General features: G+C 63.4%; 29 protein-coding genes. 19 read left to right on the top strand and 10 right to left on the bottom strand.

What is annotated here, in order from left to right; genetic code table 11:
* Nucleotides 1-23: 23 nt before the first annotated feature.
* Both LSG43_RS07735 and LSG43_RS07730 read right to left on the bottom strand, forming a co-directional pair.
* On the bottom strand, nucleotides 24-725 hold the full coding sequence (locus LSG43_RS07735; RefSeq protein ID WP_231802673.1) for a glutathione S-transferase N-terminal domain-containing protein: 702 nt from the start codon (nucleotides 723-725) through the stop codon (nucleotides 24-26).
* 146 nt (nucleotides 726-871) lie between these two features.
* Nucleotides 872-1294 (bottom strand): glyoxalase superfamily protein, encoded by a 423-nt coding sequence (locus tag LSG43_RS07730; protein ID WP_439652016.1) that lies wholly within the window; start codon nucleotides 1292-1294, stop codon nucleotides 872-874.
* Nucleotides 1295-1617: 323 nt separating this feature from the next.
* On the opposite strand from LSG43_RS07730, the gene LSG43_RS07725 reads away from it, so the two are divergent.
* Nucleotides 1618-2382 (top strand): sulfite exporter TauE/SafE family protein, encoded by a 765-nt coding sequence (locus LSG43_RS07725; RefSeq protein ID WP_231802671.1) that lies wholly within the window; start codon nucleotides 1618-1620, stop codon nucleotides 2380-2382.
* On the opposite strand, the gene LSG43_RS07720 is transcribed toward LSG43_RS07725, so the two are convergent.
* Both LSG43_RS07720 and LSG43_RS07715 read right to left on the bottom strand, forming a co-directional pair.
* Nucleotides 2379-3377, bottom strand: a complete 999-nt coding sequence (locus LSG43_RS07720) for an acetyltransferase domain-containing protein (RefSeq protein ID WP_231802670.1) — start codon at nucleotides 3375-3377, stop codon at nucleotides 2379-2381. The two genes, LSG43_RS07725 and LSG43_RS07720, sit on opposite strands and share 4 nt — an antisense overlap.
* Entirely contained in the window at nucleotides 3374-5470 is a 2097-nt protein-coding gene (locus LSG43_RS07715; protein ID WP_231802669.1) for a molybdopterin-containing oxidoreductase family protein, read from the bottom strand. The genes LSG43_RS07720 and LSG43_RS07715 overlap by 4 nt, the downstream gene beginning before the upstream one ends.
* 289 nt (nucleotides 5471-5759) lie before the next feature.
* On the opposite strand from LSG43_RS07715, the gene LSG43_RS07710 reads away from it, so the two are divergent.
* The 5 genes from LSG43_RS07710 to LSG43_RS07690 all read left to right on the top strand — a co-directional run bounded on the left by LSG43_RS07710 (nucleotide 5760) and on the right by LSG43_RS07690 (nucleotide 10888).
* The gene (locus tag LSG43_RS07710; protein ID WP_231802668.1) at nucleotides 5760-6599 is read left to right on the top strand and encodes a transferrin-binding protein-like solute binding protein; all 840 of its coding nucleotides are present in this window, start codon (nucleotides 5760-5762) and stop codon (nucleotides 6597-6599) included.
* A gap of 371 nt (nucleotides 6600-6970) precedes the next feature.
* Complete coding sequence (locus LSG43_RS07705; RefSeq protein WP_231802666.1) at nucleotides 6971-7753, top strand: transferrin-binding protein-like solute binding protein; 783 nt, start codon at nucleotides 6971-6973, stop codon at nucleotides 7751-7753.
* A gap of 50 nt (nucleotides 7754-7803) precedes the next feature.
* Nucleotides 7804-8577 (top strand): transferrin-binding protein-like solute binding protein, encoded by a 774-nt coding sequence (locus LSG43_RS07700; RefSeq protein ID WP_231802664.1) that lies wholly within the window; start codon nucleotides 7804-7806, stop codon nucleotides 8575-8577.
* 146 nt (nucleotides 8578-8723) lie between these two features.
* Nucleotides 8724-9530: a transferrin-binding protein-like solute binding protein gene (locus LSG43_RS07695; protein WP_231802661.1), complete on the top strand. Its 807-nt coding sequence runs from the start codon at nucleotides 8724-8726 to the stop codon at nucleotides 9528-9530.
* A 56-nt stretch (nucleotides 9531-9586) separates the two neighbouring features.
* On the top strand, nucleotides 9587-10888 hold the full coding sequence (locus LSG43_RS07690; RefSeq protein WP_231802659.1) for a surface lipoprotein assembly modifier: 1302 nt from the start codon (nucleotides 9587-9589) through the stop codon (nucleotides 10886-10888).
* 27 nt (nucleotides 10889-10915) lie between these two features.
* Here LSG43_RS07690 and LSG43_RS07685 read toward each other — a convergent pair whose 3' ends face one another.
* A complete protein-coding gene (locus LSG43_RS07685) occupies nucleotides 10916-12427 on the bottom strand; it encodes an MDR family MFS transporter (RefSeq protein WP_231802657.1) in 1512 nt (503 codons plus the stop codon).
* A 106-nt stretch (nucleotides 12428-12533) separates the two neighbouring features.
* Between LSG43_RS07685 and LSG43_RS07680 the strand changes: the two genes are divergently transcribed.
* The gene (locus tag LSG43_RS07680; protein ID WP_231802655.1) at nucleotides 12534-13139 is read left to right on the top strand and encodes a MarR family winged helix-turn-helix transcriptional regulator; all 606 of its coding nucleotides are present in this window, start codon (nucleotides 12534-12536) and stop codon (nucleotides 13137-13139) included.
* A gap of 8 nt (nucleotides 13140-13147) precedes the next feature.
* Here LSG43_RS07680 and LSG43_RS07675 read toward each other — a convergent pair whose 3' ends face one another.
* Together LSG43_RS07675 and LSG43_RS07670 are read right to left on the bottom strand one after the other, a co-directional pair.
* A complete protein-coding gene (locus tag LSG43_RS07675; RefSeq protein WP_231802653.1) occupies nucleotides 13148-14056 on the bottom strand; it encodes a FecR domain-containing protein in 909 nt (302 codons plus the stop codon).
* Nucleotides 14057-14214: 158 nt separating this feature from the next.
* Nucleotides 14215-15081, bottom strand: coding sequence for a LysR family transcriptional regulator (locus tag LSG43_RS07670; protein ID WP_231802651.1), 867 nt, complete (start codon nucleotides 15079-15081; stop codon nucleotides 14215-14217).
* A gap of 113 nt (nucleotides 15082-15194) precedes the next feature.
* Here LSG43_RS07670 and LSG43_RS07665 point away from each other — a divergent pair, with 113 nt between their 5' ends.
* A complete protein-coding gene (locus LSG43_RS07665) occupies nucleotides 15195-15410 on the top strand; it encodes a YjiS-like domain-containing protein (protein WP_231802649.1) in 216 nt (71 codons plus the stop codon).
* Here the strand turns inward: LSG43_RS07665 and LSG43_RS07660 are convergent.
* The 3 genes from LSG43_RS07660 to LSG43_RS07650 are packed head-to-tail and all read right to left on the bottom strand — an operon-like array spanning nucleotide 15393 to nucleotide 16188.
* Nucleotides 15393-15581, bottom strand: coding sequence for a helix-hairpin-helix domain-containing protein (locus tag LSG43_RS07660; protein WP_231802647.1), 189 nt, complete (start codon nucleotides 15579-15581; stop codon nucleotides 15393-15395). The two genes, LSG43_RS07665 and LSG43_RS07660, sit on opposite strands and share 18 nt — an antisense overlap.
* Nucleotides 15578-15907 (bottom strand): type II toxin-antitoxin system RelE/ParE family toxin, encoded by a 330-nt coding sequence (locus LSG43_RS07655; protein ID WP_231802645.1) that lies wholly within the window; start codon nucleotides 15905-15907, stop codon nucleotides 15578-15580. Before LSG43_RS07655 ends, LSG43_RS07660 begins: the two co-directional genes overlap by 4 nt.
* Nucleotides 15904-16188 (bottom strand): type II toxin-antitoxin system ParD family antitoxin, encoded by a 285-nt coding sequence (locus tag LSG43_RS07650; RefSeq protein ID WP_231802643.1) that lies wholly within the window; start codon nucleotides 16186-16188, stop codon nucleotides 15904-15906. The genes LSG43_RS07655 and LSG43_RS07650 overlap by 4 nt, the downstream gene beginning before the upstream one ends.
* Before the next feature lie 294 nt (nucleotides 16189-16482).
* On the opposite strand from LSG43_RS07650, the gene rpsF reads away from it, so the two are divergent.
* The 11 genes from rpsF (at nucleotide 16483) to LSG43_RS07595 (ending at nucleotide 26163) form a co-directional block, all read left to right on the top strand.
* Nucleotides 16483-16857: a 30S ribosomal protein S6 gene (rpsF, locus tag LSG43_RS07645; protein WP_231802641.1), complete on the top strand. Its 375-nt coding sequence runs from the start codon at nucleotides 16483-16485 to the stop codon at nucleotides 16855-16857.
* A 19-nt stretch (nucleotides 16858-16876) separates the two neighbouring features.
* Complete coding sequence (rpsR, locus tag LSG43_RS07640; RefSeq protein ID WP_231802639.1) at nucleotides 16877-17131, top strand: 30S ribosomal protein S18; 255 nt, start codon at nucleotides 16877-16879, stop codon at nucleotides 17129-17131.
* A gap of 95 nt (nucleotides 17132-17226) precedes the next feature.
* A complete protein-coding gene (rplI, locus tag LSG43_RS07635) occupies nucleotides 17227-17838 on the top strand; it encodes a 50S ribosomal protein L9 (protein ID WP_231802637.1) in 612 nt (203 codons plus the stop codon).
* Nucleotides 17839-18058: 220 nt separating this feature from the next.
* On the top strand, nucleotides 18059-19552 hold the full coding sequence (locus LSG43_RS07630; protein ID WP_231802635.1) for a replicative DNA helicase: 1494 nt from the start codon (nucleotides 18059-18061) through the stop codon (nucleotides 19550-19552).
* A gap of 76 nt (nucleotides 19553-19628) precedes the next feature.
* Entirely contained in the window at nucleotides 19629-19883 is a 255-nt protein-coding gene (locus LSG43_RS07625; protein ID WP_231802633.1) for a type II toxin-antitoxin system Phd/YefM family antitoxin, read from the top strand.
* Nucleotides 19880-20308: a type II toxin-antitoxin system VapC family toxin gene (locus LSG43_RS07620; protein ID WP_231802845.1), complete on the top strand. Its 429-nt coding sequence runs from the start codon at nucleotides 19880-19882 to the stop codon at nucleotides 20306-20308. The genes LSG43_RS07625 and LSG43_RS07620 overlap by 4 nt, the downstream gene beginning before the upstream one ends.
* Nucleotides 20309-20454: 146 nt before the next feature.
* Complete coding sequence (gene alr, locus LSG43_RS07615; protein ID WP_231802631.1) at nucleotides 20455-21588, top strand: alanine racemase; 1134 nt, start codon at nucleotides 20455-20457, stop codon at nucleotides 21586-21588.
* Nucleotides 21589-21690: 102 nt separating this feature from the next.
* Nucleotides 21691-23088: a DNA repair protein RadA gene (radA, locus tag LSG43_RS07610; protein ID WP_231802629.1), complete on the top strand. Its 1398-nt coding sequence runs from the start codon at nucleotides 21691-21693 to the stop codon at nucleotides 23086-23088.
* 86 nt (nucleotides 23089-23174) lie between these two features.
* Nucleotides 23175-23819: a CvpA family protein gene (locus tag LSG43_RS07605; protein ID WP_231802628.1), complete on the top strand. Its 645-nt coding sequence runs from the start codon at nucleotides 23175-23177 to the stop codon at nucleotides 23817-23819.
* A 134-nt stretch (nucleotides 23820-23953) separates the two neighbouring features.
* Nucleotides 23954-25435 (top strand): amidophosphoribosyltransferase, encoded by a 1482-nt coding sequence (gene purF / locus LSG43_RS07600; protein ID WP_231802843.1) that lies wholly within the window; start codon nucleotides 23954-23956, stop codon nucleotides 25433-25435.
* Complete coding sequence (locus tag LSG43_RS07595; protein WP_231802626.1) at nucleotides 25435-26163, top strand: SDR family NAD(P)-dependent oxidoreductase; 729 nt, start codon at nucleotides 25435-25437, stop codon at nucleotides 26161-26163. Before purF ends, LSG43_RS07595 begins: the two co-directional genes overlap by 1 nt.
* Nucleotides 26164-26653: the final 490 nt, after the last annotated feature.

The following is a 26653-nucleotide window of genomic DNA, read 5'->3' as shown; positions in this document are numbered from 1 at the left end:
GGCGCGTGCGGCGCTGCCAGGCTCTATCGCTGGCCGAAGAGGACCTTCTGGGCGTCCTTGTCCTCGGCGAGGTTCATCTTCTGCTCCTCGGGGAGCTTGACGGCGAGGCCACGGGCGACGGCGGGGCGGGCCTTGAGGCGCTCATGCCAGGCGGCAATGTTGGGGAATTCGGCAAGGTCCATGCCCTGCTTTTCCCAACCCAGCGACCAGCTCAGCGTGGCCATATCGGCGATGGAATATTCGCCGGCGATGAAATCCTGGCCTTCGAGCTGCTTGTTGAGCACGCCATAGAGGCGGTGCGTTTCGTTGACGTAGCGGTCGATGGCGTACTGAATCTTTTCCGGGGCGTACTGCTTGAAGTGATGATTCTGGCCGAGCATGGGGCCGAAGCCGCCCATCTGCCAGAAGAGCCATTCGTCGACCTTGACGCGCGCGCGCGGGTCGGCGGGATAGAACTTGCCGAACTTTTCGGCGAGATATTTGAGGATGGCGCCGGATTCGAAGACCGAGATCGGATCGCCGCCGGGGCCCTCGGGGTCGACGATCGCGGGGATCTTGTTGTTGGGGGAGATTTCGAGGAATTCAGGCTTGAACTGGTCGCCCTTGCCGATATGGATCGGGTGCAGGTTATAGGGCAGCGCGAGCTCTTCGAGGATGATCGTGATCTTGTGGCCGTTGGGGGTGGGGAAATAGTAAAGCTCAATCGGCTTGGTCTGGGTGGTCATGAGAGATCGACCGCTCCTGTACTTTGACGGAAATCGAGTCGCGCCCGGCCGGACGCACGGCACCATTTCATCGGTATTTGCCGATGAATGCAAGGGCCGGAACGAAAAACGCCGGTGCCTTGGGGGCGGCACCGGCGTCTAATGTTCTAGGAAAGCGACGCCAGACGCATATGCGGTTCGCCGTCGCTCGTGCGGCCCGGGGAGACGCCGTCGCGGTTGACGGTGGTCGTCACCCGCTGGCGGAAGGCGGAAAAGCTATCGAAGGTCACCACGTCGACGGGATCGTCGAACTGGATGGTGAGCCGGTGCATTTCGCCCGAACCGAGGGCACTCACACCGATGATCGTGCCCTTGAACGCCTGTTTGAGGTAATGCCCCCTCACCCGCTGGCCGACCGCGAAGGCGGGGCCGCGCGTGATCGGGAGCACGCCAGAGGCGGTGTTCCAATCGCGGAAGCCGTGAAAGCGCGCGACCATCTCGAGCGCCTGGGAATGGGTAACGGGGTGGCCGGCCTGGGCCTGGTCGACGCGGTATTGGCGCGCTTCGGTCTTGAGGTCGGTCGTGGTCAGTGAGGATGCCGGTTTGCGCATCGTCAGTTCTCCACGGCGGGAATTTGCTGCCTGGGAGCCTGCATTGCCATGCACCGCCGGACGAGAAGGACGATGAAATGGGGCACGCGGCGGGATTTCGCGGCGTGGAAGCGTTCACCATAGGGCAATACCCCGCAGGCGGCCGGCGCTTCAACCGAGGCGGGAAATAGGCGCGAGGGCGGGGTTTGTCAACGCATGGCTGGCATGCGGAGCGCACTGGTTCCCCAATCCTGGCCGAACGCGGAACTGGACATCGCGCCCATGCCGCGTATAGCTCGCCTGACTGAGAGTGGGGTCAAGTCGTGACGTTTATTCTGCTTTTTGCCGCCGGAGTGCTCGGCGGCGCCATCAACTCGCTGGCCGGGGGCGGGTCGTTCGTGATGTTTCCGGCGCTGCTGTTCGCCGGCGTGCCGCCCGTGCTCGCCAATGCGTCCAACACCTATGCCTGCCTGCCCGGCTATATGAGCGGGACGGTCGGGTACTGGAAGCATATCGCGCCCTATCGGGACAAGCTCATCGCCTATGCGGTGATCGGGCTTATCGGCGGGTATCTGGGCGCGGAGACGCTGATGCGGACCTCCGACGCGCAATTTTCCGCGATCATTCCGTGGCTTATGGCATTTGCAGTGACGGTTTACGTCTTCGGGCAGCGGATCAACCGGTGGGTCCGGGGGTGGTCGAGCGGGGCGAGGCATGCGGCGCGGGCCGGGGCGCTGGGGCTGGCGCTGGTCCTGCTGGCGATCTCGTTTTACGGCGGGTTCTTCAATGCCGGGCTGGGGATCATCCTCCTGGCGTATCTGGCGCTGGCCGGGTTCGAGGACGTGCACGCGATGAACGGGCTCAAGCTCTTCATCTCGGCGCTCGTCTCGGTGACGGCGGTGGCGCGGTTCGCGGCGACGGGGTCGATCGCGTGGGTCGAGGGGTCGGTGGCGCTGGCGGGGGCGGTCGTCGGCGGGTTCGCGGCGGCGTATTTCTCGCACCTTGTGCCGGCGAAGGTGATCCGGGGGTTCGTGATCGTCTACGGGGTCGGGCTGACGGCTTATTTCTTCTGGACGACGTACGGTTAGTTGCCCGGAGCGAGGCGTCCCTCGATCACGTCGGCGGTGCATTGGTTGACCATCTCGGTGAGGCGCAGGTCCTCGTCGGGGGTGCGGGCGGGATTGTTGACGAGCGGCCAGAGGGCGTTGTCCTCGATCTCGGTGAGCGCGCAGCCGCAATAGGCGGTGCAGAAGGCCGCGTCGCCGGCCGATTGCCGGCAGCTTTGCTCGCAGCTTTGGGTGAAGAGCCGGCTCTGCATGGCGGCGCCGGGGTTGGTGAGCGCGGCGATGCCCATCAGGATGGCGAGGAGGATGGGCTGGTGGATCAGGTAGATCGGCAGGCTCCAGCGGCCAGCTTTGGCGAGGCCGCGCGCGGGCGTGGCGCTCGCAGGGATGGCGGCGAGGCGGTCGAAGAGGCCCGAGGTGCGGGCCCAGCGGGCGAAGGCGATGCCGAAGAGCGCAACGCCGAACCAGGGGAAGATGGGCACGAGGTCCTCGGCGGGGGGCGGTTCGTCCCATAGGCCGATCCAGGACCAGATCTTTTCGCCGAAAAGCGGGTGCTGGACGAATGTCGCGGTGGCGAGGATTGCGGCGCCCAGGGCGATGACGAGCCAGAGCGGTGCGCGCAGGAAGGCGAGGCCGGCGAGGGAGAACAGGGCTATGGCGTGGAGGACGCCGAAATAGACGAAGGCATTGGGGGAAAAGAACAAAGTGCCGATGGTGACAAGCATCGCGGCGCCCAGGACGAGGGCGAAACGGCGCCAGAAGGCGCGCCAGCGGATGGCGTCGCCGTGGGCGAGAACGAGCGAAACGCCGGTCAGGAATATGAAGCTGCCGACGATGAGTTTCTGGAAGATCACCCAGCCGATTTCGGCGCGCAGATCGAGCGCGATGAACTGGAGATAGGCCAGATCCCAGGCGAAATGGTAGACGACCATGGCGAGGATCGCGAGGCCGCGGGCGATGTCGATGACCGCGAGGCGGGGGCGCCGCGGGCCGCCGGTCAGGTCGGTCGTGCTGGTCACGCGTCGGCTGCCTTTATCCAGACCGCGGCGTCGTGGAAGGCCGCGCCGCCGAAGGGGCGGACGGGGTCCGAGCCGATCAGTGTGTTGATTCCCCTGCCCTTTCTGTGGGCCTTGTGGGGGTGGAGGCCCTCGGCGACGACGACGCCGGGGCGGAGCCCGTCAAAGAGGCGCAGGGTGAGATCGACAGCCCCGCGGTGGTTGCCGACGGTGACGTAGCTGCCCTCGGAAAGGCCAAGGTTTTCAGCGTCTTGCGGGTGCATGAGAAGCGACGGCGCGCCCTCGCGCTTCTGGCTGCCGGGGGTTTCGCCGAAGGTGGAATTGAGGAAGGTCCGCGCGGGGCTGGTGGTGAGGCGGAACGGGGTTTGCTCCGTCGTGGGCTCGTTCCAGTCGATATAGTCGGCGTAGCGGGGCATTTCGGCCGGGTCGCAGACCCATTCGGTGCCGCGTTTGATGCGCGTTTCTTCCCAGTCGGGCTTGAAGCGGAATTTGCCGTCCGGCCAGCCGAAGCCATTGGCAAAGCGAGCTTTTTCATCGGGGAGCGCGCGATCTACGAAGCCGGTTTTGGCGATTTCGTCGAGCTCGCCATAGTCCGATTTCCTGAAGGTCTCGGCGACGAGGTCGCGGTCTGTTTTCCCGGTCACGGCCTCGGGTGCACCGACGCGTTCGGCGATGGCCTCGATGACAAAATTGTTGGGCCGCGCCTCGCCGGGCGCGTCGATGAGTTTGGGGCCGAAAAGAACGCGGGTGTGGCCGCCGCGGGTATAATAATCGTTGTGCTCGACAAAGGTCGTGGCGGGCAGGACGATATCGGCCATCTGCGCGGTCTCGGTCATGAACTGCTCGTGGACGACGGTGAAAAGATCTTCGCGCTCAAAGCCTTGCCGGGTGAGGCTGTGATCGGGAGTCACGACCATCGGGTTGGTGTTCTGGATCAGAAGCGCCTTGACCGGAGGGCCGTTCTTGAGGGCTTTGGCGTCGCCGGTGAGGATGGGGCCGATACGGGAAAAGTCGAGCGCGCGGACCTCCGGGTTTTTCCACGATGACCCGACGATGGACGACTTGTCCAAACCCCATGCGCCGGAATTGGAATGAAAGGCGCCGCCGCCGCGATGCTGCCATGCGCCGGTCATCGCGGGGATGGAGAGCGCGGCGTGCATGTTGGTGGCGCCGTTGCGCTGGCGCGAGAACCCATAGCCGAGGCGGAAATATGTCCTGGGGTTTTCGCCCACGAGGCGGGCGAAGGCTTCGATATCTTCAACAGCGAGACCGGTTATCCCTGCGGCCCATTCGGGGGTCCGGGTGCCCAGGTGGGTGGCAAAGCCCGCATCGAAATCGGTGTGGGTTTCAAGGAACGCGGTATCGGCGAGATTGTCGCGCAGGAGGACGTGCATGACCGCAAGCGCGAGCGCGCCATCAGAACCGGGGCGAATAAGGAGCGGTATGTCGGCCTGCTCCATGGTGGCGGTCCTGTAGATGTCGACAACCACGATCTTCGCGCCGCGCTCGCGGCGGGCGCGGATGGCGTGGGTCATGACGTTGATCTGGGTGTTGACCGGATTGGTGCCCCAGATGACGACGACGTCGGCTTCGGCCATCTGCTCGGGGTTCGGCCCGGTGAGCATGCCGGTCCCGGCGATGTAGCCGGTCCAGGAGATCATGGTGCAGATGGTGTCGTATTGCTCGGAATAGCCCTTGGCGCGGCGCAAGCGGTTGAGGCCGTCGCGGTGCACGTGGCCCATGGTGCCGGCGTAGTAATAAGGCCAGATGGCTTCGGGGCCGTACTCGGCCTCGATCTTAAGGAAGCGGCGGGCGATTTCGTCGAGCGCCTCGTCCCAGGAGATGCGCTCGAACTGCCCTGCCCCCTTCTTTCCAGTGCGGCGCATGGGATGGAGGAGCCGGCCGGGGTGATGGACGCGCTCGGCATAGCGGGCGACCTTTTCGCAGATGACGCCTGCCGTATAGGGGTCGTCCTTGGCACCACGCACGCGGCCGATGGTGTTGGCGTCGACGATCTCGATATCGAGCGCGCAGGTCGAGGGGCAGTCGTGCGGGCAGACGGAGCGAGCGGTGCGGGGCGCGAAAGGCTTGTTCATATGGCGAGGTCGTTCCCTGATTTGGCGGCCATTGTAGGCTGAAGCGGGCCGTGTGTCAGCGGGCAGCAAGCGCTGGACCGAGCGCGATGCGGACCCCGCGGTCCCGGCACCGGCGAACAATCAAAAGCCACGCCACCGAGCGCAACGCTGCGTCCAGCAATAACAATTCTCCTTCGATTTCATATCGATAATCATATTAAGTCACCAAAAGTGATTATATAACCTTATCATGAGTCCTTGTCTGATTTTGACTCGCATTGTACGCAAAGATTAACAACAATTAACAATATTGACTGACCGTATACTTTTCCGCTTAACTGCCGCCGGTATCCCTATTCAGGAGGGTATTGTGGGACGCTTGAATTATACCTTTCTGCCAGCACTGGCAGCGTTATGTGTAGGCGGCTGTGCATCGACGGGGCCAACTCCGGACCCCTTTCCGGATGATGTCGACGCAACGCTGGCGGCGGGTTTCGACAATATCACCACGCTTCACAGCAACGCGGCCGTGATTACTTCGGGCACCGGCTCGTGGCAAATGGATGAAGGTGGCGGCGCGGCTACCATCACTGTCGATGGCTCAAGCTATGTCCTGGTGGCCAACGCGGCGAGTGACGTTGTGACCGAGCCAGGCTGGTCCAAACCGGTCAATTACACCCGCTATCCCCTCAGTTCAGGAACCGAAGACGGCGCATTCCTTTTGGGCGAGCATCTTTTCATCGGCGCCATGGTCGATGCGGGGGGTGACTATTATCTGACCCAGGGCGGTAATGAAACGCCCTCCGACGGTCTGCCGAACATGACGGTGAATTATGAAGGCGCGTGGCTCGTTTCGGAAATTGCCGCGCTCAGCGAGGCCGGTATTTACGAGGCCAGCGCCAACTTCGATGACGGCACCATGACTTTTGCCATCGAAGACGATTTTGGCACCTCACTGGGCGCCGGCGCGGGTACGATTTCCGGCAGTACGTTTTCCAGTTCGTTCAACCTCACGGGCGGCGGTGTCGTGAGCACCAACAATGTGAATGGCAATTTCTACGGCCCGAATGCGGACGAAATGGCTGGGCTCATTCAGGGGACCGGCGGGACCGGACAAACGTTCGGCTATCTCTTCGGGCACCAGCAATAGTGCCTCCAGGTTCGGCCCGCAGCGCCGGCAAGTCGGCCCAATGCGGGCAGCGTTGATGCCGGGAGCATCATCGGGTGGCGGCGCAATTTCAAGCGCCGCTTCCCCGCGGGTGCGCAGCACCAGCGAACCAAGTTGCCTCGGAAATTGATTCAACTCGCTCAAATATTGATTCAAATGCCTGACGGCACGATTCCGGGTTCTTCCTTAACCCTTTGTGATAGCGGTATTAATTGCCAAAAGGACGATTATCCCAATGGCAATGGCCAGACCCATTTTATGAAAAGGGTAACCAGCCCGACCAGTAGCCGTTTGCCGCAGCGTCCCGGGGTTTCCTATGGTCCCGCAATGGGAGCACAAAGGGGAGTATCCCGATGATCCGACTGCGTTTTATCGTGCCGGTTCTGCTCGTGGCGGCTGGTGCAAGCGGATGCACCCGCATGACGAACGGTACGGTTGCAGAGCCTTTTCCAGATAGCGTCTCGTCCTCGCTTGCGGATGGCCTCGAAAGCGATGCGGTCTATTACGACGGCGCGGCTGTCGGGCGTACGACGGCGCGAGTCCAGATGGACCAGGACGGCGGGTCGTTCACGCTCAGCGTCGGCGGCACAGACTATACCCTGAGACCAGACGGTGACCCGGAACTGGTGAGTTCGCCCCTTTGGGAGTACCCCGCCAACTATACCGAATATCAGTTCGACGATGGCACCAATGCCGGCGGTCTCTATGTCGGGCGGTATATGGCCGTGGGGGGCGCCAATATCGCCGCGACAGGCACCGAATACCTCGTACAAGCGGGACTTGAGACACCGGCAGACGGGCTGCCCGCGCAGACGGCGGCCTATGAGGGCTATTGGGAGGTCTACGACACCGGAGGGCTGGACGTCGACGGCGTTTTCGACGCCAGCGTCGACTTCGACGCCGGGACGATCGCGTTTGCTATCCACGACGACAGCGATACGCAGATCGGTCTTGGCGCCGGCACTGTGAGCGGAAGCACCTTTGCCAGTTCGTTCAACGTGACAAGCGGCATCAACACCAGCGTCAACAACGTGGATGGCAACTTCTACGGCCCCAATGCCGAAGAAATGGCTGGACTTGTCGCCGGGAACGGCACCGGACCGACATTCGGCTTTATTTTCGGACATCAGAAATGACGGTTCGTTCGGGCGCAGTTGATGGGCCGGCCGGCGTCAGGCGGCTGCGAATGGCGGCCATCACGAGGCGATTGATGCCCCTCGGCGCCCTCCCCCTTGCGGCGGGACTTGCCGCGTGCACCGGAACCGGCTCACCCAACCTTACCACGGCGCTCGCGGAGGGGATTACGGTCCCTGCCCTTTCGAGCGACGGAACCGACGCCGACCGGACACTGGCCAGCCTCAGGATCGCCGAGGACGGCGCGACGATGACCGTCGCGGCGGGGGATGCGAACTATACGATGGCGCTGGAGCGCGCCGGGGCGCCGTTCTCCGTCGCCGGATGGGAGGATGCCGGGGACTTTACCGTTTTCGGCTTTGCCGGGCCATCGGGCGGCGCGGAGGTGATCATCGGGACCTACGTGGTGACCGCAGTGGCGAGCGCGGCGGGCAATACGCTTATCGCGCAGGGCGGATTCAATACGCCCGCAGCCGGATTGCCCGAGACCCGCGCGCAATATGAGGGGTTCTGGACGATCAGCGGGGTCTCCGGCGCGCTCGGCACCGCCGAAGGCGTCTTCGACGCGACGGCCGATTTCGACGCGGGCACGATCGTATTCGCAATCAGCGACGCGGACGGCGCGGCAGCGCTCGGGAGCGGCTCGGGTACACTCGACGGCAACACGTTTTCGAGCTCGTACAATTTGACTAGCGGACCAAATACCAGCAACAATACCGTGGAGGGAAATTTCTACGGACCGTCCGCCGAAGAAATGGCGGGCCTGATCGCGGGGACCGGGGGAGGAGAAGCCTCCGCGGGTCTTCTGTTCGGACAAAAAAAATAGTGCGGCATGATTTTGGGGAGCCAATATGGCGCGCCCGCGTTCCTGCCTCGCGACGATCAAACCCAAGCACCCAAAACCGGGCTTGACCGGACGTGCAAAGCGCGTCTTTCATGAGCTCGCGGGGGCAAATGTGTTGGAGGGCTTCCATGACACATCCGCATACTCTCGCTTTACCCGTTCTCGCCGCGCTTTTGCTTGGCGGTTGCTCGTTCACCGGCGGTGGTGGCGGAGGCGGCGGCGGCGGATCCGACCGGGATATTTACGATGCGCTCGAGAGCGGGATGTCCGCCTACGCAGTTCGAGCGAATCAGAATTCGCTTGCGACCACTACCGGAACTGTCACCATGGACCGCAATGGCGACGACCTGCGGGTAGCCATCGACGGGCGGGTCTACGACATGCAGGGGACCTGGCAGACATCGGTCACCAATCCGCACTGGGTGAACCAGGTCCGCTATGACGTCTACCAGTTCGAGAGCGGTGCCGACGGCGCCGAGGTCATTGCAGGGGAGTATATGGCGGTGGCCGGCATGCTCGATCAAAGCCGCACCAATATTTACATCATGCATGGGGGCGTCCAGACGCCCACCAGCGGCCTGCCCAACCAGAGCGCGGTCTATGAGGGCGCGTGGGAGATCGCACATATCGGCGGAGGCGATAACGACGTGGGCATTTACCAGGCGAATGCAAATTTCGATGCCCGGACGATCGCCTTCACCATCAGAAACGAAGACGCCGTTTATGCCGGCAACGGCTATGGCTCGATCTCCGGCAGCACATTCGACAGCACCTTCGATCTGAACGAAGGCGTGTTCGACAAGGACAGCAACAACAACGTCACGGGCAATTTCTACGGCCCCAACGCCGAGGAAATGGCCGGCATTATCGTGGGCGACGAGGCCGCCGCCGGCAGTCAGCCGACTTATGGCGTTCTTTACGGGCATCAGCGATAGTTGCGTTTCAGGGGGCGGCCTGTGCCGCCCCCAAAATGGTGTAAAAAGGGGGATCGATGGCGTTCAAGGGCATCTTCGCCGTGCTTGCCACCGCTATCGCACTCGTTGCCGCGACAGGTTCCGTGCGTGCCCAGACTCCAGCGCTCGCTGATGTCGTCGCGGCGATGGCGACGGACGACTGGACGCGGGCGGACGCGATGGCGCGGCAGATCGATGCCGAGGCCGGACGGGGCGACATTCTCGCCGCCTATGTGGCCGCGGCCCGCTATGAGGAAGCGGGGCGATGCGTCGAGGCGGCAACGCTTGCGGACGCGGTGATCGCCGCGATTCCGTTTTTCGCGCCCGCCTATATGATCGCCTACCGGTGCTACAGCCAATTGGGGCGCAGCGATGTCGCCGCCGACCGGCTGCGGGCGCTTTCGGGGGTCATTCCGCCGGGGCCGGAACGCGATGTGGTCGATCAGCTTCTGCAGAACGAAGAGGCGCGGTTCCAGCCGACGGTGAGCGGATATTTCAACGTCGTGCCGTCCTCGAACGCCAACCGGCAGACGTCGCAGAACGAACTGATCCCCGGACTGCCCTGGATCATTCCGGAGGAAGCGCGGGGTCAGGCCGGGGTGATCTTCCAGGCCGGGGCGGCGGTCGCGCAGCGGCTTTGGGGCACGGACGACCTTTATCTTTCGGGCGTGCTGCGGACCGATGTCCGGTATTCGACGGTCGACAAGGAATTCGATCCCTATTTCACGGCCGAACTGCCGCTCACATTCCGGCGCGACGCAGGTACGACCTATGCGACCTCCCCCTATGTACGGTTCGGGCTTTCCGACAATGTGCACACGCTCACCGAAATCGGGCTGCGCAACCGGGCGTCGCTGTCGCTTTCCGAGCAACAGCGGCTGGCGCTGGAGCTCACTTTCGCCGCGCTCGAGCGGCCGGAGGACCCGCGCCGGAACGGGTATTCGATCGACGGGTCCGTGGCGCTCACCACGGTCCTGACCGAGACCGTCATGCTCACGACGGCGCTCGACGCGGAGTTCGACCATACCGACGATGCGACACTGCACACGCTCGAGGTGAGCGCGCGCGGGCGGCTCGACACGCTTTTGTGGGACGGGCTGCTTGTGGGTCTCGAGGGCACGATCGGGCGCCGCTTTCACAACCGCCCACCGCCGCTCTCGCAGGGGGCCGACCAGACGGACACGTTCTTAACGGGCAGGATCGACCTGAGCCACCGCGAGTTTGCGATCGGGCCGGTGATGCCGTCGGTCTATTATCAGTATACGCGGAGCTGGTCGGATAACATCTATTACGACTACAACAGCCACGATATCGGGCTGACATTCCGGACGCGTTTTTAGGGCCGAGGCTAACGCTCGGGTGCCCTTTTACTCCGCAGCCGAGGGTTCGTTGCGGGGCTCGAACGTGTCCTCGAGGGGCACTTCAACCAGCAGCCAGCCGATTGCGAAAGCGAAGAGGGCAGCGGCGGCGGCGATCCAGAAAACCGGGTGGAGGGCAGCGGCGTAGCCGTCCATGACGCGTTGCGCCGTCTCGGGCGGCATGCGGGCGATGACCTCGGCGCTCAGGCCGCGCGTGCCGGTTTCGCCGACCTCAAGGGCGAGGTGGTGGGCGAAGACGGCGCCGAGCACCGCCGTGCCGACCGAACCGCCGGTCTGGCGGAACATATTGGCGCTGGCGGTGGCGACCCCCATGACGGCGCGCGGGACGGCGTTCTGGATGGCGGTGACGCCGACGCTCATCACGGGGCCGATGCCGCAGCCGATGGTGGCGAGATAGGCCATGACGAGCGGGTATGGCGTCTGCGCGGTAATGGTCGACATCAGCAAGGCACCGATGGCGAGGAGCGCCGTCGAAGCGATGGGCAGGTGCTTGTAGCGCCCGGTGCGCGCCATGATCTGGCCGGCAGCGGTCGAGGCGCCGATCAGCCCCAGCATCATGGGCAGGAGCCCCATGCCCGCCTGGGTGGGCGAGAAGCCTTTGACGATCTGCAAAAAGAGCGGGACGAAGGTGATGGCACCGAACATGGCCGTGCCGACGGCAAAGCCGACCGCGTTGGAGACGAGAAAAGCGTTGTTGCGGAAAAGCGAGAGCGGCAGGATCGGCTCGGCGGCGCGGCTCTCGGCGACAATGAACGTCGCAAGCGCAAGAATGGCGACGGCGGCGAGCCCGATCGAGACGGGCGAAAGCCAGGGCACGACCGTGCCGCCCAGGCTCGTGACCATCACGAGGGCGGCGAGGAAGGCCGCGAGGCTGGTGGCGCCGAGATAATCGATCTTGCGCGCGACGCGCTCGGGCTTGCCCTTGAACGCAAAGGCGATGACGGCGAGCGCGACGAGCCCGACCGGCAGATTGACGGCAAACAGCCACGGCCAGGAGAGATGATCGACGATAAGGCCGCCAAGGAGCGGGCCGATGACAGTCGACAGGCCAAACGCCGCGCCGAGGACGCCCTGCGCCCTGCCCCGCTGGCGCGGCGGCAGGACATCGGCCACGGCGGCCATGGCGGTGACGATGAGGCCTCCGCCGCCCAGCCCCTGAACGAAACGGGCGATGACGAGCATCGTCATGTTGAAGGAGAAGGCCGCGATAAGCGATCCGGCGAGGAAGACGAGAATGCCCGCCTGCAGGACGATCTTGCGGCCGAACATGTCGCCGAGCTTGCCATAGACCGGCGAGGCGACGGTGGCGGCGAGGAGATAGGCGGTGATGGCCCAGGAAATGTGCTCGAGCCCGCCGAGATCGCCCACGATGATCGGCAGCGCTGCGGTAATGATCGTCTGGCCGAGCGCCGCAAGGAGGAGAACGCTGACGACCGCGCCCATGGTCAGGGCGACGCCGGCGTCGGGGTGATGATCGGGGTTGTCCGATGGCGCTGTCACGGCTTACTCCAGGGGCACGTATTTTCCATTGATGTATCGGCTTGCCGATATTACATGTCAATAGCACGCAATTGCTGGTTGCATGTTTCTGTCCGGAAGGAACCCCATGTCCAAGCCCGAAGACGATATCCAGAGCCTTTTGCGCGGCGCAGGCGCCGATCCCAAAGTGATCGAGGCGGTGATGGATATCGATGCGACGCTGCAGAAATGGCGCCGCAGGATTTCCAAGCGCGAACTGGGCAAGCGGGCGCTTGCGCTGCTCAATCTCGATATCGAACTGGCACAGCTCGACGTGCTCTTTGCCATCGCGGCGCCGCTGAGGGAATTCGATCCGGGCGAAGGCGAAACAATGGTTTCGACCGTGGCCGAGCGGTTGGCCATCGACCCCTCGCGGGCGAGCCGGATCGTTGCCGAGATGGTGGCTGCCGGATATGTGCGCCGGGCGGTTTCGCAGGCGGATGCGCGCCGGTCGATACTCGAATTAACGCCTGCCGGAGAGGCCGTGGTGCGGGCGGTGCAGTCGTATAAGTGGCTGATGATGGGGGACTTCCTCTCGGACTGGACCGAAGCGGAAATCACTGCTTTCGTGCCGCTTCTGGCACGGTTCGCCGACTGGTACCGCGAAAGCGCCGAGAACGACGCGCGCTATGCGCGGGAGATCGAAGTCCTGGCACGGACGGTGGCGGACGCCCGCGCCAGTGTAAAAGCGTAGCGTCCGCGCTAGAAGAGTTTTCCGGTGATGGACTCGACGACCGGGCTTTCGGTCACGTCCTCGACAACGCCCGTCACGCTGTCCGCGACATCCTCGACCACGGACCCAACCGTTTCCACTGTATCCTCAACGGCATCGACGGTCGTTTCGACCGCGCCGGACGCGGTTTCCGCGACGCCCGAAACGGTTTCCGCCGCTGCCTGCGCCACGCCGCTGCTGCCGCCGCCGCTGCTGCTGCTGCCGCCCGGCGCGGACCCGCCCGTGCTTGCCGGCGTGCTCGCGGCACCGCCCGACGACGTGCTGGATCCGGAGGACGACGAGGATGAGGTTGTCGAGGCGGACGCTGCAGGCGCGGCCGGAGTATTGGACACCTGGGCCGCCGCGCCTACGACGAGGTCCCCATCGCCACCGGTTGCACGCTGGCCCGCCTGCACATCGGCGGTACGGCCGGTATCGAGGTCCTCGACCGCAACGACGCCGCGCTCTACGCTGACGCTCGCGGTTTGCTCGTCGGCAGTGACGGTGAAGCGCGTGCCCTTGACCACCGTGACGAGGTGGAATGTGCGCACGCCGAAGTGCTCGACCTCGCGGGCATCGACATCGACGGTAATCTCGCCGCCCGCCTGGAGGACCCACGTATAGTCCCGCGCCTCGGCCGACGAAATCTGAATCTGGGTATCGCGCGTAAGCTCGATGACCTGCTCGCCCGAGCGGAAGGTCACCTGGCCGTTCGCGCCAGTGCGGATAATGCGGCTGTCGGGGATGGTCGTGCCTCGTTCGATCGGGACCCACTGGTCCTCAACCATCATCAAGACGACACCCCGGAGACGCTCGGCGTACCATTCGCCGGCAAAGGATATTGACGGCAACAGGCCCGCAAACAAACCAACGGCGATCGCCAAACGTGCGATAGGCATTTATCGTCCCCATAACTGCGAAATACACATCGGATGCAAAGTATTTCACGTGTTGCCGATGCGAGGTTAGCAGTTATGGGTATCGCGCTTAACAAAACGTTCCTATTGCCAAGTCTCCCAAGAATATTTGACTTTGACCGTCAGGGCCTTCCTACAAGTCAAGCAGCGACTGCCGGCGCGGTGAACTGGCGGCGAAGATGGGCGAGGAAGGTTTCGAGTGCCGCGTCGTCCACGCCGTCGTGGCGCTTGATGCCGATATTGGCATCGACCAGTGGGCATTGGGCATCGAGATCGCTCAGGATCGTCATGCCTTCTCCTACGAACCAGCTCGGGGCGACGGTGATGCCCAGGCCGTTGCGGACGGTGATCGAGAGAAGCGACGCATTCGAGGACGTGAAGGCGACACGCCATTGCCGCCCTGCCCTCGCGAGTGCGGCCAGCCCGGCGTCGCGCCACGAGCAGCCGTCCGACCAGGTCGAGAGCGGAATGGGATCCTCGAAATGGAGCGTCCGGCCCGGCGCTCCGATCCAGTGCAGGCGATCGGTGCGCAGCACTTCGAGATTGGTGTCGTCCGCGTAGCACGAGATGACGGCGGCATCGAGCGTACCGTCTTCGACCCTGGGACGCAGTTGCCGGGTCGTGCCGGTCACGACATCGACCTGGACCGATGGGTGCGTGACCGCGAAGGTCGACAACACCTCCGGGAAAAAGGCCTGAGCGTATTCGTCGACGGCTCCGATGCGGATCGTGCCGCTGACCTCGGGCGGGCGGAAGGCGTTTACCGTCTCGTCGTTGAGGCGGACCATGGAGGCCGCGTATTCGAGAAGCTTGCGGCCGTCTGCGGTGAGGACATTACGGCGGCCGTCCTTTTCAAAGAGCGACACGCCGAGAATGTCCTCGAGGCGCTTCATCTGGGCCGAGACGGTGGACTGGGTCTTGTTGATGCGCGTGCCGGCGGCGCCGAAACTGCCGGTTTCCGAGATCGCCAGGAAGGTGCGCAGGAAGTCCGGATCAAGGGAATACATCTCTTCGCCTTCGTCAGATTGAATTCTTCGATGCTTATAACAAAAAACATTCGTTAGATCAATCAATCGAAATGCGCGATGGTTTGCTCACGATCAATCGAGGAGATTGGACAATGAGCACGATCGAACGCAATCGCTATGTGGAACGGAGCCCCTTTTTCTGGATCGGCGACGCTGTCGCGAAACTCTCGGCGTTTGCCCGCGCCAAGGCGCGGGAACGCCGGCACCGCAAGGCGCTTTTGGAACTCAGGGAAATGGAAGACTGGCAGCTTCGGGATATCGGGGTGAGCCGGTCCGCGGTGGAAGACGCCCTATTCTCCCGCAAATGAGAGCCCTGCCTTCTTCATGGCGTCGAGCACCGGCGGTATTGCCGAGGGCCCGACGCCGTGGAGGGCGAGGAACTCCTCGCGGGTTAGCCTTGCAAGGTCTTCGAGAGATGCAACGCCGGCGGCCGCGAGGGCTCGTGTGGCGGGTTTCGAGAGCTTGGGGATCGGGGTCATTGGGGATCGTCCTCCAACCAAGGCGCGCCCATGAGCGCGCGTTCCACGTTCTGACCTCCGTAAAAAACGCGGTCGACGAAAACCTGGGCACCATGGATATGGTAGATGATCACGACGCGACGCCCAAAAGGCAATATCCTTAATGCCGGTTGTTCTGGACCATAGAGGCGACCGCGCTCGGGATACACTTGAAGACGCAGGCAGTGTTGCTCGATGCGTTCCACGTAGGCCAAGGCAGGATCGTCACCATCCCGTTCGGCGATAAACAGGTAAAGATCGACAAGGTCCTGCCGAGCCGTTTCAGAGAATTTGACCTCGAACGTCACCGACCCGTTTTCGTCGTACGCTCGGCGTGCAACCGCCGCAGGTCATCGAAGACCTCCCTGGCCGGGATAGCCTCTTCAGGGTGCTCCAATAGACGTTCCATCACCGGCACCGCCTCGCGCCGCAGCCATTCGTTCATAGCTCGATCCCGCTCCTGCAGCGCGCGCAGCCCGGCGCGCACGACTTCGCTGGCGCTGGCATATTCGCCTGACGCGACGCTGGATTCGATATACTTGTCCTGTTCCGCCGTCACGCTTACGGTACGCTTGGTGATTGCTGTCATCGCACAAATTCCCTTCCAGGCCAGTATGATATATTCATACTCGATAGACGATCAAGGCAGAAGCGACAAAGCCCTTGCCTTTCGCGCCCTGCGGCTATAGATAGCGCCCAGCATTCGTTCGGCCGGGGGCTGAACGGAGGGTTGGGTATTGCATATCCAATGGACCGGTAGTGATGTGGTCCGGCCTCCCGTGTTCCCGCTCTTTAGATGAACCTTTGATCGCCTTTCTCGAGGCATCAAGGAGGCTCCGCGCCAATGGATGCTTGTTGCTAACGCTTAGATGAAAGGCACTCAATGCCCCTTTACGAGCACATCTTCCTGTCGCGCCAGGACGTGTCCGCGCAGCAGGTCGAAGACCTGACCAAGACCTATTCGGATCTTCTTTCGGAAAATGGCGGCAAGGTCGCCAAGACCGAATACTGGGGCGTGAAGTCCCTCTCCTACCGGATCAACAAGAACCGCAAGGCGCACTACACGCTCATGAACATCGACGCGCCGGCTGCGGCCGTCGCGGAAATGGAGCGCCAGATGCGCATCAATGAAGACGTGTTGCGCTTCATGACGATCCGCGTGGACGAGCTCGAGGAAACGCCCTCGGTGATGATGCAGAAGCGTGACGAGCGCTCCGATCGTGGCGACCGCGGCCCCCGCGGCCCGCGCCGGTCGTAAGTAGAGAGGTCTTTTAAAGATGGCTATTCGCAATCTCACCACCACGCAGACCCGCCGCCCCTTCCAGCGCCGCCGCAAGACCTGCCCGTTCTCGGGCGCCAACGCGCCCAAGATCGACTACAAGGATGTGCGGCTGCTGCAGCGCTACGTTTCGGAACGCGGCAAGATCGTGCCCTCGCGCATCACGGCGGTTTCGGCCAAGAAGCAGCGTGAACTGGCCCGCGCCATCAAGCGCGCCCGCTTCCTGGGCCTTCTGCCCTTCGCGGTGAAATAAGCCTACCGGCAGCACAACGCTGCCACCGTTGGGCGCGCGGAATGGTCCGCGCGTTCTAACCGCCATATCCGGCGGGACAGCATTGGAGACATCCCATGAAAGTCATTCTGCTTGAACGCGTCGGCCGCCTCGGCTCGATCGGCGACGAAGTTTCGGTCAAGGACGGTTTTGCCCGTAACTTCCTTCTGCCGCAGGGCAAGGCGCTGCGCGCTTCGGAAAACAACCGTGCCAAGTTCGAGGCCGAACGCGCCGCAATCGAGGCCCGGAACGCCGAACGCCGCTCGGAAGCCGAAAAGAACGCTGCCAGCCTCGAAGGCAAGACCATCGTCATGGTGCGTCAGGCCGGCGAAACCGGCCAGCTCTACGGCTCGGTCTCTGCCCGCGACATCGCAGACGCGCTGATCGAAGACGGCGCCAAGATCGAACGCAACCAGGTCGACCTTGCCGGTCCGATCAAGACCGTCGGGCTGCACGAGGTCGCGATCAACCTGCACGCGGAAGTTTCGATCCACGTCACCGTCAACGTGGCCCGCTCGGCCGACGAAGCCGAGCGCCAGGCGTCCGGCGAAGACCTCACCGTCAAGAACTATGACGAAGATGAGGACGAGGACGAAGTGATCGAGGGCGAGGGCGACGTTGCCGAAGAGGGCAGCGAAGCCGAAGATGCCGCCGCCGCCGAGGAACTGGAGCGTCAGGAAGACGCGTAAGGCGTTTCTTCACGGTTCATTCTGGAAGGCCGGGCCAAGTGTCCGGCCTTTCTTTTGGTGCTAGAGTTGTCCCCAGAATCATTGCTATTTTTTCCACAGGCAGCATTGAGTCTTGGACAACTCAATAACTGCGTTTGGAAAGCTCTAAACCGCTTGAGTCGGCTTGTACTCACAGCGGAGGACGATAATTCCCTACGCAACTCAAACTTGAGACGTGACTATGGAAGCGGTACGGCGCCTTGCGCCCCTTCAGGCTGAGTCCGAGGCCAATATCAAGCTTGCCCCGCACAATATCGAGGCGGAACAGGCGCTGCTGGGCGCGATTCTGGTCAACAACGAGGCCTTCTACCGCGTTTCGGACTTTCTCGAGCCGATCCATTTCTACGAGCCGATCCACCGCGAGATTTTCGAGGTGTGCGGCAAGATCATCAGGACCGGCAAGACCGCGACGCCGATCACCGCCAAGACCTACCTGCCCGACGACCTGCTCGAGGGCGTTACGATGGCACAGTACCTCGCCCGGCTTTCCGCCGAGGCGACGACGGTGCTCAACGCTTCGGATTACGGCCAGGCCATCTACGACCTCGCGATCCGGCGGAACCTGATCCTCATCGGCGAGGAGGTGATGGATTCGGCCTATAACGCCGATGTCGAGACCTCGGCGCAAAAGCAGATCGAGGAGGCGGAAAAACGGCTGTTCGACCTTGCGGAAAAAGGCCGGTACGACGGCGGGTTCCAGGGGTTCAACCAGGCGCTCATCGAAGCGATCAATATGGCGGGCGAGGCCTATAGCCGCGACGGGTCGCTTTCGGGCACGGCGACGGGGCTGACCGATCTCGACCGGCTGATGGGCGGGCTGCAGCGCTCGGACCTGATCATCCTCGCGGCGCGCCCGGCCATGGGCAAGACCTCTCTTGCGACCAACATCGCGTTCTCGGTTGCCAAGGCCTACAAGGCCGAGCCGATGCCCGACGGGCATATGAAGACGGTCAATGGCGGCGTGGTCGGCTTTTTCTCGCTCGAAATGAGCGCCGAACAGCTCGCGACGCGTATTCTCGCCGAGCAATCGGAGATCTCCTCGGCCGATATCCGGCGCGGCAATATCCATGAGAGCCAGTACGCCAAGCTGGTGGACACCTCGAACCTCATGGCGCAGGTGCCGCTTTATATCGACGATACGGGCGGCATTTCGATCGCGCAGCTTTCGGCGCGGGCGCGGCGGCTCAAGCGGCAGAAGGGACTCGACCTCCTGATCGTCGACTATCTGCAACTGCTTTCGGGATCGTCCAAGCGCGCGGGGGAAAACCGCGTGCAGGAGCTGACGGAAATCACGACCGGGCTCAAGGCGCTGGCGAAAGAACTCGAAGTGCCCATCATCGCGCTCTCCCAGCTCTCGCGTCAGGTGGAATCGCGCGACGACAAGCATCCACAGCTGGCCGACCTGCGTGAATCGGGCTCGATCGAGCAGGACGCGGACGTGGTATTGTTCGTTTATCGCGAGGAATATTACCTCAAGAACAAGGAGCCCAAGGAAGGCACCCAGGAACATCTCGAATGGCAGGCCGAGATGGAAAAGGTGCACGGGCGCGCCGAAGTGATCATCGCCAAACAGCGTCACGGCCCCACGGGCACGGTGCAATTGCACTTCGAGGCGAACCTGACGCGGTTCTCGAACCTGGCGCGGGAAGATTATCTGCCGGATCGGTTTGAGTAGCGCGCGGCAGGGCTTGCCATTGCGGCCTCTCTTGTAATGTAGTAATGTTACTACAATATATGCTGTGGGAGCCGCTATGTCGATTACGACCTTTACGAGCCGAGAACTCAATCAGGATATCGGCCGCGCCAAGAAGGCGGCAAAAGATGGTCCGGTATTCATCACCGACCGGGGCAAACCCGCGCATGTGCTTTTGAGCATCGAGGACTATCAACGACTCACAAAGCAACGGCGTAATATTGCAGACGCGCTGGCGATGCCGGGCGTCGCCGATATCGATGTCGAGTTTCCGCGTTCGCGCGAGCTTCCGCGCGCTGCGGAATTCGACTGATGTTTCTGCTCGACACCAACGTCATTTCCGAGCTGCGCAAGGTTCGGTTTGGAAAGGCCGCCCCTGGCGTCTCTGTCTGGACAGAAAGTGTTGATGCGTCGGATCTCTATGTGTCGGCGATTACACTGCTGGAGCTCGAACTGGGCATTCTGCGGTTGGAGCGCAAAGATGCCGATCAAGGCGCACTCTTGCGCAGCTGGATGCACGCTCACGTCTTGCCCGAGTTTGCCGAGCGGACGCTGCCGGTCGATGCCGCGGTTGCTCTGCGCTGTGCGAAACTGCATGTACCCGACCCTCGCCCTGAACGCGACGCGCTCATAGCCGCGACGGGTCTCGTTCACGGCATGGCCGTGGTCACACGGAACGTCGGCGACTTCCAGGGTACCGGCGTGAGTGTCGTCAACCCGTGGGGCGACGGGGAATAGCCAGCTCCCGCCTTGAAGTTGTCCCGGCGCTGGTCCATGTCTCTGGGCCAGCGGCATGACTTTCTGTCTTGTCGCGTTTTATGCGCGGCCCTACGGGTCGGAAGGGAAAAGTGGTATCCACTTTTTCCTGAAACGCTTGGGGTTCAATGATTCGAAATTCCACATTGCTCGGCGGCGGGATCGAGATTGATCTGGATGCGATCACGCGCAATTGGCGGGCGCTCGATGCGGTTGCGGCCAATGCGCTGACGGGGGCCGTGCTCAAGGCCGATGCGTACGGGACCGGGATCAAGACCGTGTCGCGGACGCTGTTCAAAGCCGGTGCGCGGTTCTTTTTTGTCGCGACGCCCGATGAGGGATTGAGCCTCAAGGCGGCGGTGCCGCAGGCGCATGTGTTTGTGCTCGACGGGCTGCTGCCCGGGACGGCGCGCGACTATGCCGAACATGGGCTGATGCCGGTGCTCGCATCGACCGAGCAACTTGGCGAGTGGCTGGATTATTGCCTCGCGGTCGGCGAGGCCGCGCCGGCGGCGCTGCATTTCGACACCGGGTTCAACCGCGTCGGGCTGCGGATGGACGAGGCCGAAGGGGTAGCCGAGGCGCTCAAGCAGTCCGGGTTCGAACCGCAGATGATCATGAGCCACCTTGCCTGCGCGGACCAGCCGCAGCACGAGATGACGCGCAAGCAGTACGGGCTCTTCCAGGGGCTTCGCAACCAGTTCCCCAACATTCCCGCCTCGCTCGCCAACTCGGCGGGGCTGATGGCGTCCAAGGATTTTCACTTCCAGATGGTGCGGCCCGGGATCGCGGTTTATGGCGGCCGGGCGATCAATGGCCGGCCCAATCCGATGGCGCCGGTGATCCGGATGGAGGTGCCGGTGCTGCAGACCAAATCCGCGCGAGCCGGAGAGACGGTGGGCTATGGCGCCTCGTACCGTCTGCGGCGGGATTCGCGGCTGGCGATCATCGCAATGGGGTATGCGGACGGGCTGTTTCGCTCGCTTTCGGGCGTCCATGGGCACAAGGGCGGCACGGTTGCCATCGGGGGGCAGCTTGCACCGATCGTGGGACGGGTTTCGATGGATATGACGGCGGTGGATATCACGGACATTCCGGCGCCATTGCGCGCCGGAGACACGGTCGAGGTGCTGGGCGAGACGATCGGGATCGACGACGTGGCCGAGGCCGCGGGAACGATCGGGTATGAAATCCTCACCCAGTTCAACGGGCGGTTCCCCCGCCGGTACGCGAATGTGCCCGAGGGCGTCGAAGTGGACTGAGGCGCCCTGCTCCGGTCTGGGGACCGGTGCATCTGTTCTTTATTTGTTCTTGCCTGACGCGGAGTTGGCTGTTACACGGGCTTGACGCAATCGGAGCGCCACATGGCCAAGCTCAAATCGACGTTCATCTGTCAGGCTTGCGGCAACGTGACCCCGCGCTGGGCGGGGCGGTGCGACGCCTGCGGGGAGTGGAACACCATCGTCGAGGAGGTCGAGACCTCCGGGGTGGGCGCGGGACCGAAATCGGCGAAGGCGTCGGGGCGTCCGGCGGAGTTGGTGCCGCTTTCAGGCGAAAGCGAGGACGCGATCCGGATCGTGACGCGCAATACCGAGCTCGACCGGGTTCTGGGTGGCGGGTTCGTGATGGGCTCGGCGACACTGGTGGGCGGCGATCCGGGGATCGGCAAATCGACGCTGCTCCTGCAGGCCGCCGCTGCGCTGGCGAACCAGGGCAAGCGGGTCATCTATATTTCGGGCGAAGAGGCGATCGCGCAGGTGCGATTGCGCGCGGCGCGGCTCGGGGTGGCCGAGGCGCCGGTGGAGCTTGCGAGCGAGACGCATGTGGAGACGATCCTCGCGACGCTCGAAAAGGGCAAGGCGCCCGACCTCGTCATTATCGACTCCATCCAGACGTGCTGGACCGAGCGGATCGAGAGCGCACCGGGAACGGTGACACAGGTGCGCACATCGGCGCAGGCACTGACGCGGTTCGCGAAAAAGTCCGGGTCCGCGGTGGTGATCGTCGGGCACGTGACCAAGGACGGGCAGATCGCCGGGCCGCGCGTGGTCGAGCATATGGTCGACGCGGTGCTGTATTTCGAGGGCGATACCTCGCTGACCTACCGCATCCTGCGCGGGGTCAAGAACCGGTACGGGGCGACCGACGAGATCGGGGTCTTCGAAATGGTGGGGTCGGGCCTGCGCGAAGTGCCCAACCCTTCGGCGCTGTTTCTCGACCAGCGCGATACCGGCGCGGCCGGGTCGGCGGTCTTCGCCGGGGTCGAGGGGACGCGGCCGGTGCTCGTCGAAATCCAGGCGCTCGTGGCCCCCTCCCCGCTCGGTACGCCAAGGCGGGCCGTGGTGGGGTGGGATTCGAGCCGGCTTTCGATGGTGCTCGCTGTGCTCGAAACGCGCTGCGGGGTGAGGATCGGTGCGAACGATATCTACCTCAACGTCGCGGGCGGGCTCAAAGTCAACGAGCCCGCGGCGGACCTGGCGGTCGCCGCGGCGCTCATCTCCTCGCTCACCAACGCACCGCTTCCGCCCGATGCGGTCTATTTCGGCGAGGTGAGCCTTTCGGGCGGGGTGCGTCCGGTGGTGCACGCAAACCTTCGGGTCCGCGAGGCGGCCAAGCTCGGCTTCGGGATCGTCCATACAGCGAAACTGGGGGACGGCGAGCGGGCCGAGGGGGTAAGGGTCGAGGAATTCTCCGCGCTCGCGGCGTTGGTGGGGCGGATTGCAGCCAAAGGGGATGCGCAACCTGTGGGCGAGGACGCCTAACGCCTCGCAATGACTTGGCTTTGGGCGACAGAAACGCTAAACGAGGCGCTGAGTAAACCGCCGGGCAATCCTGGAGAGACGATCTCATGCTGACCGCGTTCGACATCGGTGTCGGAATTCTTGTGCTCATTTCGGCGCTGCTGGCGACGACCCGGGGGCTGACGCGCGAGGTGCTTTCGCTCGTCACCTGGGCTGGCGCGGCCGGGTTTGCGGTGTGGATGTATCTCAACCACCCCGATCTGGCGCGCCAGTATGTGAACGACGATCTGTGGGCGGACGTGGCGACCGTGGTCGTGAGCTTCCTTGTCGCGCTCGTCATTCTGCACCTTCTGACGATGCGCATCGGAGACTGGATCACCGACAGCCGCCTGGGGCCGCTCGACAGGACGCTGGGATTCGTTTTCGGCGCGCTGCGCGGCATCCTGATCGCTGTTGTGGTCGTGATCTTCGGCGTCTGGCTGATGGGCGGACGGGACAACCTGCCCGACTGGGCCGCCGAGGCGCAGACCCTGCCGACGCTCGAGGCGCTGGGCGAAGGGCTGATTTCGCTTCTCCCGCAAAACCTCGAGGAGCAGGTCAACGACTTCCTGCAGGGCAGCGGCTCGCTGGGCGAGACCGTCGAGGGCGGCGCGGTGACCAATGAGGACGGCGCAGAAAGCACCCAGCCGGCGCCCGAGCAACCCGCCGCCGAGCCCGCACCGGCCGGAGACAGCTCAATCACCGAGCTTTGATGCCGACACCCGCGGACGCGGGTGCTAAAATGTGACGTTGAGTTGACTTCACCATGGGACGGGCGTAATTCGCCCCGAGGTGACGCCTTTTTTCTTGCACACGGTGAACTGCTTTGGCGACGACCCCCGACCATTTGACCGGTTTGTCTCTCGATCTTTACGGTGACACGCTGCGCGAAGAGTGCGGCGTGTTCGGCATTTTGGGGCACCCCGATGCCGCCGCGCTGACGGCGCTGGGCCTGCATGCACTGCAGCACCGGGGGCAGGAAGCCGCGGGTATCGTGACCTATGACGGAGAGCAGTTCTTTTCCGAACGGCATCTGGGTCTCGTTGGCGATCATTATACCGACGCGGCGACGCTCAACCGCCTGCCGGGGCGGATGGCCATGGGGCATGTGCGCTACTCGACGACCGGCGAAACGGTACTGCGCAACGTGCAGCCGCTCTTTGCCGAACTCGAAGTCGGCGGCATCGCCATTGCGCATAACGGGAACCTCACCAACGGGCTTGCGCTCAGGAAGCGGCTGATTGCGCAGGGCGCGATCTGTCAGTCGACGTCGGATACCGAGGTGGTGCTGCATTTGATCGCGCGTTCGCAGCGGTCGGGGTCGGCCGACCGGTTCATCGACGCGCTCGGGGCCATTGAGGGCGCCTATGCGATGGTGGCGATGACACGCACCAAGCTGATCGGCGCGCGCGACCCCAATGGCATCCGCCCGCTGGTGCTTGGCGATCTCGACGGCAAGCCGATCTTCGCGTCGGAAACCTGCGCGCTCGACATTATCGGCGCGAAATTCGTGCGCGACGTGGAGAACGGCGAGATCGTCGTGGCCGAAATCCAGAAGGACGGCGAGATCACCATCGAATCGTACAAGCCGTTCAAGCCCAAGCGCGAGCGGATGTGCCTTTTCGAATATGTCTATTTCGCGCGGCCGGATTCGGTAGTCGCGGGGCGGTCGGTTTATGCGGCGCGCAAGAATATGGGGCGAAACCTCGCCAAGGAAGCGCCGGTCGAGGCGGACGTGATCGTACCGGTGCCCGATGGCGGGACGCCGGCGGCGCTGGGTTATGCGCAGGAATCGGGGATACCGTTCGAATACGGGATCATCCGCAACCACTATGTGGGGCGCACGTTCATCGAGCCGACGCAATCGATCCGGGCGCTTGGGGTGAAGCTCAAGCATTCGGCGAACCGGCACGAGATCGAGGGCAAGCGCGTTGTGCTGGTGGACGATTCCATCGTGCGCGGAACGACGTCTTTGAAGATCGTGCAGATGATCCGCGACGCTGGCGCCAAGGAGGTGCATATCCGCGTGGCGAGCCCGATGATCTATCATTCGGACTATTACGGGATCGATACGCCGGACCCCGAGAAGCTGCTGGCCAACCAGTACGCGACGCTCGAGGACATGTGCGCCTATATCGGCGCAGATTCACTTGCGTTCCTGTCCATCGACGGGCTCTATACCGCCGTAGGCGGGGAAAAGCGCGATCCGAAAAAGCCGCAGTTCACCGACCACTACTTCACCGGCGATTACCCCACGCCGCTCACCGATCTCCAGGATCGTGGCAAGAACGATCCCAAGCAGATTTCCATGCTGAGAGAAGCCGTTTAATGTCCGAAAAAGACCTCGAAGGCCGCGTCGTCCTCGTTACAGGCGCTTCGCGGGGGCTTGGCTACGCCGCCGCAAAGAATGCCGCTGCGCGCGGTGCCCATATCGTTGCGGTTGCGCGGACCGTTGGCGGGCTCGAGGATCTCGACGACGATATCCAGGCGCTGGGGTCCTCAACGACGCTCGTGCCGCTCGATCTCACCGACAGCGAGGCGATCGACCGGCTGGGCGCGGCGATCTTCGAACGCTGGGGGCAACTCGACGGGCTGATCGGCAATGCGGGACTTCTGGGGACGCTGAGCCCCCTGCCCCACATTGCGCCCAAGGAGTTCGCCAAAGTCTTCGAGGTGAACGTGACGGCGAATTACAGGCTGCTGCGCTCGCTCGATCTGCTGCTGCGCCAGTCCGACGCGGGACGCGCGGTGTTCGTATCCTCCGGGGCGGCGCTTTCGGCAAAGCCCTATTGGGGGCTCTATGCGGCGACCAAGGCCGCGCTCGATGCGATGGTCAAAGCCTATGCGGGGGAAATGGCAATCACCAATGTGAAGGCCAATATCTTCTATCCCGGGCAGGTGCGCACGGCGATGCGCGCCAAGGCGATGCCGGGGGAAGACCCCATGACGCTGCCGGCGCCCGACGATATCGCACCCAAAATGGTCGATCTGATTTCCCCGGCCTATGAGAAGACCGGCATGCGCGTGGACGTGCTCAAGGGCGAAGAAGCGCTTTAAGGCACCGCGAAAGCTTCGCTCCCACAAGCTTTTTCAGCCGGTTATAGGGTGGAATCTCAAGGACTTGGGCATGTCCAGCCCTTCGTGTCATCAAACTATCACCCCCTCCCCCTTGTAATGCGGGGCTCCACGGCTATCCTGCATAACCATCCTGCGGCGGCTTTGCGCTTCCCGCATGCCCATGCGGTATGGACGCCCCTTGCCGCAACCTGACGCATCGTTGTGCCTTTGAACCGGCCTTCGCCCGGCACAGCGTGACGAGAGCCTTGGAACCATGGGCTCCTCGTCCTTGCCATCGCGCTTCCGGGGCCAAGAGTGGCCTCCACTATTCCTGGAAGCGCTTGAGCCCGCAGGGCGCAGCCGCGCGTCCCCGCCCGGGGAATGCTGCGCCCGGCACGAAAAATTGGAGATCAGACCTTCCAACCGCGAAGCGATGCCTTCGCGGCGCCTGTCATTGCGCCTTCGTGGCGGGCGGGCAGTATTTGTTCGA

The sequence above is a fragment of the Pelagibacterium xiamenense genome (assembly GCF_021166475.1).
GTDB classification, from domain to species: Bacteria; Pseudomonadota; Alphaproteobacteria; order Rhizobiales; family Devosiaceae; genus Pelagibacterium; species Pelagibacterium xiamenense.
This window is presented reverse-complemented; position numbering and strand designations above follow the sequence as displayed.

Excerpts from the sequence above, each read along its gene's own strand:
- LSG43_RS07735 (WP_231802673.1), bottom strand. The coding sequence starts at position 725 with ATGACCACCCAGACCAAGCCGATTGAGCTTTACTATTTCCCCACCCCC.
- LSG43_RS07715 (WP_231802669.1), bottom strand. The coding sequence starts at position 5,470 with ATGAACAAGCCTTTCGCGCCCCGCACCGCTCGCTCCGTCTGCCCGCAC.
- LSG43_RS07705 (WP_231802666.1), top strand. The coding sequence starts at position 6,971 with ATGATCCGACTGCGTTTTATCGTGCCGGTTCTGCTCGTGGCGGCTGGT.
- LSG43_RS07700 (WP_231802664.1), top strand. The coding sequence starts at position 7,804 with ATGGCGGCCATCACGAGGCGATTGATGCCCCTCGGCGCCCTCCCCCTT.
- LSG43_RS07695 (WP_231802661.1), top strand. The coding sequence starts at position 8,724 with ATGACACATCCGCATACTCTCGCTTTACCCGTTCTCGCCGCGCTTTTG.
- LSG43_RS07690 (WP_231802659.1), top strand. The coding sequence starts at position 9,587 with ATGGCGTTCAAGGGCATCTTCGCCGTGCTTGCCACCGCTATCGCACTC.
- LSG43_RS07680 (WP_231802655.1), top strand. The coding sequence starts at position 12,534 with ATGTCCAAGCCCGAAGACGATATCCAGAGCCTTTTGCGCGGCGCAGGC.
- LSG43_RS07675 (WP_231802653.1), bottom strand. The coding sequence starts at position 14,056 with ATGCCTATCGCACGTTTGGCGATCGCCGTTGGTTTGTTTGCGGGCCTG.
- LSG43_RS07670 (WP_231802651.1), bottom strand. The coding sequence starts at position 15,081 with ATGTATTCCCTTGATCCGGACTTCCTGCGCACCTTCCTGGCGATCTCG.
- LSG43_RS07665 (WP_231802649.1), top strand. The coding sequence starts at position 15,195 with ATGAGCACGATCGAACGCAATCGCTATGTGGAACGGAGCCCCTTTTTC.
- LSG43_RS07660 (WP_231802647.1), bottom strand. The coding sequence starts at position 15,581 with ATGACCCCGATCCCCAAGCTCTCGAAACCCGCCACACGAGCCCTCGCG.
- LSG43_RS07650 (WP_231802643.1), bottom strand. The coding sequence starts at position 16,188 with ATGACAGCAATCACCAAGCGTACCGTAAGCGTGACGGCGGAACAGGAC.
- rpsF (WP_231802641.1), top strand. The coding sequence starts at position 16,483 with ATGCCCCTTTACGAGCACATCTTCCTGTCGCGCCAGGACGTGTCCGCG.
- rpsR (WP_231802639.1), top strand. The coding sequence starts at position 16,877 with ATGGCTATTCGCAATCTCACCACCACGCAGACCCGCCGCCCCTTCCAG.
- rplI (WP_231802637.1), top strand. The coding sequence starts at position 17,227 with ATGAAAGTCATTCTGCTTGAACGCGTCGGCCGCCTCGGCTCGATCGGC.
- LSG43_RS07630 (WP_231802635.1), top strand. The coding sequence starts at position 18,059 with ATGGAAGCGGTACGGCGCCTTGCGCCCCTTCAGGCTGAGTCCGAGGCC.
- LSG43_RS07625 (WP_231802633.1), top strand. The coding sequence starts at position 19,629 with ATGTCGATTACGACCTTTACGAGCCGAGAACTCAATCAGGATATCGGC.
- alr (WP_231802631.1), top strand. The coding sequence starts at position 20,455 with ATGATTCGAAATTCCACATTGCTCGGCGGCGGGATCGAGATTGATCTG.
- radA (WP_231802629.1), top strand. The coding sequence starts at position 21,691 with ATGGCCAAGCTCAAATCGACGTTCATCTGTCAGGCTTGCGGCAACGTG.
- LSG43_RS07605 (WP_231802628.1), top strand. The coding sequence starts at position 23,175 with ATGCTGACCGCGTTCGACATCGGTGTCGGAATTCTTGTGCTCATTTCG.
- LSG43_RS07595 (WP_231802626.1), top strand. The coding sequence starts at position 25,435 with ATGTCCGAAAAAGACCTCGAAGGCCGCGTCGTCCTCGTTACAGGCGCT.